The sequence below is a fragment of the Bacillus sp. FJAT-45350 genome, assembly GCF_002335805.1.
Lineage (GTDB): Bacteria > Bacillota > Bacilli > Bacillales > NISU01 > FJAT-45350.
Genome location: NZ_NISU01000008.1, coordinates 1 through 4,643, shown reverse-complemented (window position 1 = coordinate 4,643; position 4,643 = coordinate 1). Strand labels below are relative to the sequence as shown.

At 36.5% G+C, this 4,643-nt stretch carries 6 protein-coding genes; all 6 read right to left on the bottom strand.

Features of this window, described 5'->3' with window-relative positions; all coding sequences use genetic code 11:
• A partial coding sequence (locus CD003_RS21425) for a TRAP transporter large permease subunit (protein WP_142302915.1) occupies window positions 1-274 on the bottom strand: 274 nt, incomplete at its 3' end.
• 16 nt (window positions 275-290) lie between these two features.
• On the bottom strand, window positions 291-779 hold the full coding sequence (locus tag CD003_RS21420; RefSeq protein WP_096200749.1) for a TRAP transporter small permease: 489 nt from the start codon (window positions 777-779) through the stop codon (window positions 291-293).
• Window positions 780-953: 174 nt separating this feature from the next.
• Window positions 954-1,943: a TauD/TfdA family dioxygenase gene (locus CD003_RS21415; RefSeq protein WP_096200750.1), complete on the bottom strand. Its 990-nt coding sequence runs from the start codon at window positions 1,941-1,943 to the stop codon at window positions 954-956.
• A 33-nt stretch (window positions 1,944-1,976) separates the two neighbouring features.
• Window positions 1,977-2,741 (bottom strand): class II aldolase/adducin family protein, encoded by a 765-nt coding sequence (locus tag CD003_RS21410; RefSeq protein ID WP_096200751.1) that lies wholly within the window; start codon window positions 2,739-2,741, stop codon window positions 1,977-1,979.
• A gap of 348 nt (window positions 2,742-3,089) precedes the next feature.
• Window positions 3,090-3,398: a TIGR04104 family putative zinc finger protein gene (locus CD003_RS21405; RefSeq protein ID WP_179295490.1), complete on the bottom strand. Its 309-nt coding sequence runs from the start codon at window positions 3,396-3,398 to the stop codon at window positions 3,090-3,092.
• 370 nt (window positions 3,399-3,768) lie between these two features.
• A partial coding sequence (locus CD003_RS21400) for a TRAP transporter large permease (protein WP_142302914.1) occupies window positions 3,769-4,643 on the bottom strand: 875 nt, incomplete at its 5' end.

Here is a 4,643-nt window from a genome sequence, read left to right as displayed (position 1 = left end):
CACCTTTGACTTGACCTACGATACTTTTCGCAAAGTCTACTAACCTTTCTGAAATTCCACCATGCTCCATTAATTTACCTGCTAAAATAAAAAACGGTGCTGCCATTAGAGGAAATGAATCTAATGACGCAAATAAGCGTTGAGGTAGTGAGATTAAAGGCATATCGGTCATAATAATTAGGTATAATACAGATGCTAAACCGAGAGCAATGGCAATTGGTACACTTATTATAAATAACACTAGTAAAATCACAAATAATAATAAAGAGCCCATACGTTATAGTCCTTTCTTACGTATCTTCATTGATAAGTTCGTTGCCTTTAAGAGACTTCAACGTTACATCTAATAGATTAATGAACATTAATACTCCACTAATTGGAATAACTAGATATGCATACCCCATTGGGAGGTTTAATGCCGCAGATGTTTGCCCCATTTGTCGTTCAACAATTGCTACTCCATGCACGAGCATAAAATAAAAAAATGTAGAACCGCTTATAAAAGCTAAAATTGTAAAGATTTTTTGCAACAGTAATGGTAGCTTTGATTTAAAATACTCAATTCCAATATGTGCACCATGCTGGAAAGCAAAAGATGCTCCTAAAAAAGTAACCCAAATCATTAAATAACGAGAAACTTCCTCTGTCCAAGCATAGGAACTTCCTAAAAGCTCTCGCGAAACAATTTGAAGAAAAATGAGGATAACCATAGTAGCTAACATAACTGCAGTTAGATTTTCAATACTGCGATTTAAGACTCGTAATCCTTTAGACCACATTTTCTTCCTCCTGACAGATAGTGAAGTAAAGCGGGAATAGTTTCCCACTTTACTTGATTAAACTTTTTCTACAGTTATCATTCTTTCAACTAAATCTTTGAAGTGTCCTGTGTTTACTTCAAGGTGATAATGTATTGTATTTGCATTCTATGTCCATTTCAAATCGTTCAGCTATTACACTCCAGCTGCTTCTTCACGTTTCGCAATTCCATTTCGACCTGGGAAGTCAGGAGCGAGTTCTCTAGCATTAGGCATTTTCAGCCATAATCTTAATAAGTGACGTCTGAGGTCTAAATCTTCGTGATCTTCGAACTGAGTACGAGAATGGAAAACTGTATAGTTATTCGCAAATTGTATATCACCTGGTTCAAGCATCATATCTACTCGAATATCCTCATCATGAAGAATCGAATCTATAATATCAAGAGCTTCCACTTCCACTTTCGATAATGGGTGACCTGCATTGTCTTGTGCAATCTCAATATATTTACGTAGGTAACGTGCGCTTAGTTTACTATCGTGGTAGCTAAAGATCGGAGTAAACGCTGGCTCTCCGTCACCAAGATGTTCCATTAGGAAATAACGGTAAAGAATCGCTAAGTACTCTGGATATTTTTCTTGAATTTCATTATAAAGAGTCATGGCACTTGCAAGGCTGCTTAAACCACCTGATTTCGCTTTACGAAGAGAAAGTAATCCGACTACATCAGATAAATCGGCATGATATGGTAGACGTTCATTCGTTTCGTACACACGAACATTTGATGTATCTACTGCTCCAATATTCCTTACATGACCTAATAGGTCACCTTTAATGTTTTGTGAAACTGGAATACCCATATGTAACCCAATACCATAATAAATGATGCTCGCTTGTTCTTCCGTATATTTTTCTACTGGCAATCCGCGAAGTAATAGAAATCCTCTTCCATTTTCTAATTCTTCAACAAAGTAAGCGATTTCATCAACAAGGTCAGGAATCGGGAAGTCCTCCTTAGTAAAGTCTGGTGCTTGGAGTCCCTTTTGCTCGACATTTTTTAAAGCGCTTTCAAGAGAAGCAATCGCTTCTTCTGACCAAAAATATATCCATGATTCGTCTTTTAATAGTTCTTTCCCTTTCCATGCTGACGTTCCTTGTACTTTCCCATTTAACATAACTCCCATAATTCTTCCTCCTTTAATAAAAATAGAAATTTATTATTCTACTAAATCTGGTTGTTCTTTTGTAATACGATCCCATAATGGTTGGAAACTATACCACCCAACGTGACTTGTTCCAATTTGGCCTCGAGTCATTCGAGCTATTTCTGGGTCAATAAGTTTCGGTTGACCTGCTGCCTCGACCATTAATTGAACTTGGCAACATTTTTCCATGGTTATAAACCACCATGCAGCTTCATCCACTGTCTTTCCAACTGTAAGTAATCCGTGACTCTGTAAGATAATCGCTTTCTTCTCTCCTAAAGTAGAAGCTAGTTGTTCGCCTTCACTGTAATCCAAGACGACTCCGTTGTATACATCTAACAAGCCATGATCATCATAGAAAGCACAAGCATCTTGAGAAATCGGATCGAGTAAACGGCCAAACGATGACCATGCCATTCCATAAGTTGAATGCGTATGAGCTACAGCATCTACATCAGGGCGAGCAAGATGGACTTCAGTATGAATCGCAAGTGCAGCTCCGTTAACAACGCCGTTACCTTCTAGAATTTCTCCCTTATGATTGACTAATAATAAATCGGATGCTTTGATTTGGCTAAAATGCATTCCAAATTTATTTACCCAAAAGCAATCTGTAAATTCAGGATCGCGTACTGTAATATGGCCTGCTAAACCATTATCGAAGCCAAATCTAGAAAATAATCGAAAGGACGCGGCTAACCGTTCTTTTCGGTGTTGTCGTTCTTTAGCAACAGTATCAAATATTGGTGGTTTAGGTAATACCAATTCAGCTTTCATTTGTTTAAATGCACCTCCACGTAAAATTCTTCTAAATTATATGATTACATCTAGAACCTGCCAAGCAAAGATGTGTAACCTCTCTTTGCTCTCTTCACTAAAACTTCCAAACAAAACAAATATTTTGTATATTCAGAATTTAACATAGATTTAGTTTACTTGTCAACTGTTAACAGTCAACAATTAAAACTTAAAAATCTTATGATTGCTTCCTCCGCTTTGTTGAGAAAAAATGCTTTTCAAAAATGAATTGATTACTACAGTCGATTTTTTAATATTGTTACTAGTCTAAATTCCAAAAAAGCTACTGATTAAGTTTGTATAACTTTTCAGTAGCTTTATAATAAATCATCTAGGATTTTCTGCTAATTCATACCTTACGATCATTGGAATAAGTGCAACAATAAGCATTAGATACACAAACACGCCAAGTAATGATTGATAGGCTGTTAAGCCAAATGCTGAAGCAAGAACTAAGATAAAGAACACAGGAGGAAAGGCTACAAGTACCGCAACAATTAGCTTTGAATGTTCCTTAACTTTATGCTCTGTACCGCACTCTGGACAAGAGATAGGACGATATCCTCTTAAAAATGAACCTTGTATTGCCTTCCAAGATAAATCATGTTCACATTTTGTACATTTTTGTTTCGACATATATATAAGCCTCCTAACAGACATAACGTACTTGTCTACCATTTTATTATAATGTACTTCAATTCATACTTCCATTATTGTACTACATAATAAGCGGATAATAAGTGACAATACACCAAATTTCGAGGGAATTGAAAAAGTCCAATCTAGACGATTCGAGAAGTGGTAATGGTCCGCACGTTGCGCGCTTGCTATGAGAAAACCACTCATAGCGCGCTTTTTTTTGAAGAGGCAACGGCTTCGTACATTACTTAGAGGCCGCTGAAAAAGTGAAAATCACACTTTTTCAGCGGCCTCCAAATTCAGAGTATTTCTCTAAAAACAAAGCTACCTTCTCACATTAAAGTGATAGGTAGCTTTGTAGTAATAACTATTTTAACAATCCTAAACTAATAGCCGGTACGAATGAAATAATTAATACATTCACTATCAGAATTAATAAGAATGGAATAATCGCCTTTACTAGAGCTTCGTAGGTAGTGTTACCTACCCTAGCACCAATGAACAATGATACCCCCACTGGTGGAGTAATTAATCCAATCGATAAGTTAACAATCATAATAATACCGAAGTGAATTGGGTCTAATCCAATTGCTGTTGCTACAGGAAGTAGGATTGGTGTTAATATGATAATCGACGCAATCGTTTCCATAAATGTACCAACGGCTAGTAATACTAAGTTGATAATTAATAGGATAATAACTGGTGACGTATCCATTGCAGAGATAAAGTTCGCAACTGATTGTGGTACTTGCTCTCGCGTTAAGACCATTCCAAATAATCCTGCTGTTGAAATAATAAATAAGATTACAGACGTAGTGACAACTGAGGAAACTAAGATTTCCCTCATTTGTGCCCATTTAATTTGCTTATAAACAAATGCCCCTACAATAAAACCATAAACTACTGCTACTACAGATGCTTCTGTAGGAGTAAAGATTCCTCCGTAAATACCACCTAAAATAATAACAGGCATTATGAGTGCCAAAAATGCTCTCTTGAAAGAAACCCAAACCTTCTTTAGATTTGTTTTCTCAAGGTCACTACCATACCCTTTAATCGTAGTAATCACAAATGCTAATAGCATAAGCGATACACCAATCATAATACCTGGTAAGATACCAGCAATAAATAATCCACTAACCGATACACCTGCAGATACTCCATATAAAACTAATGGAACACTCGGAGGGATGATAATTCCAGTTGTACCAGCTGCTGAATGAATCGCAGTCGCAAAGTTTC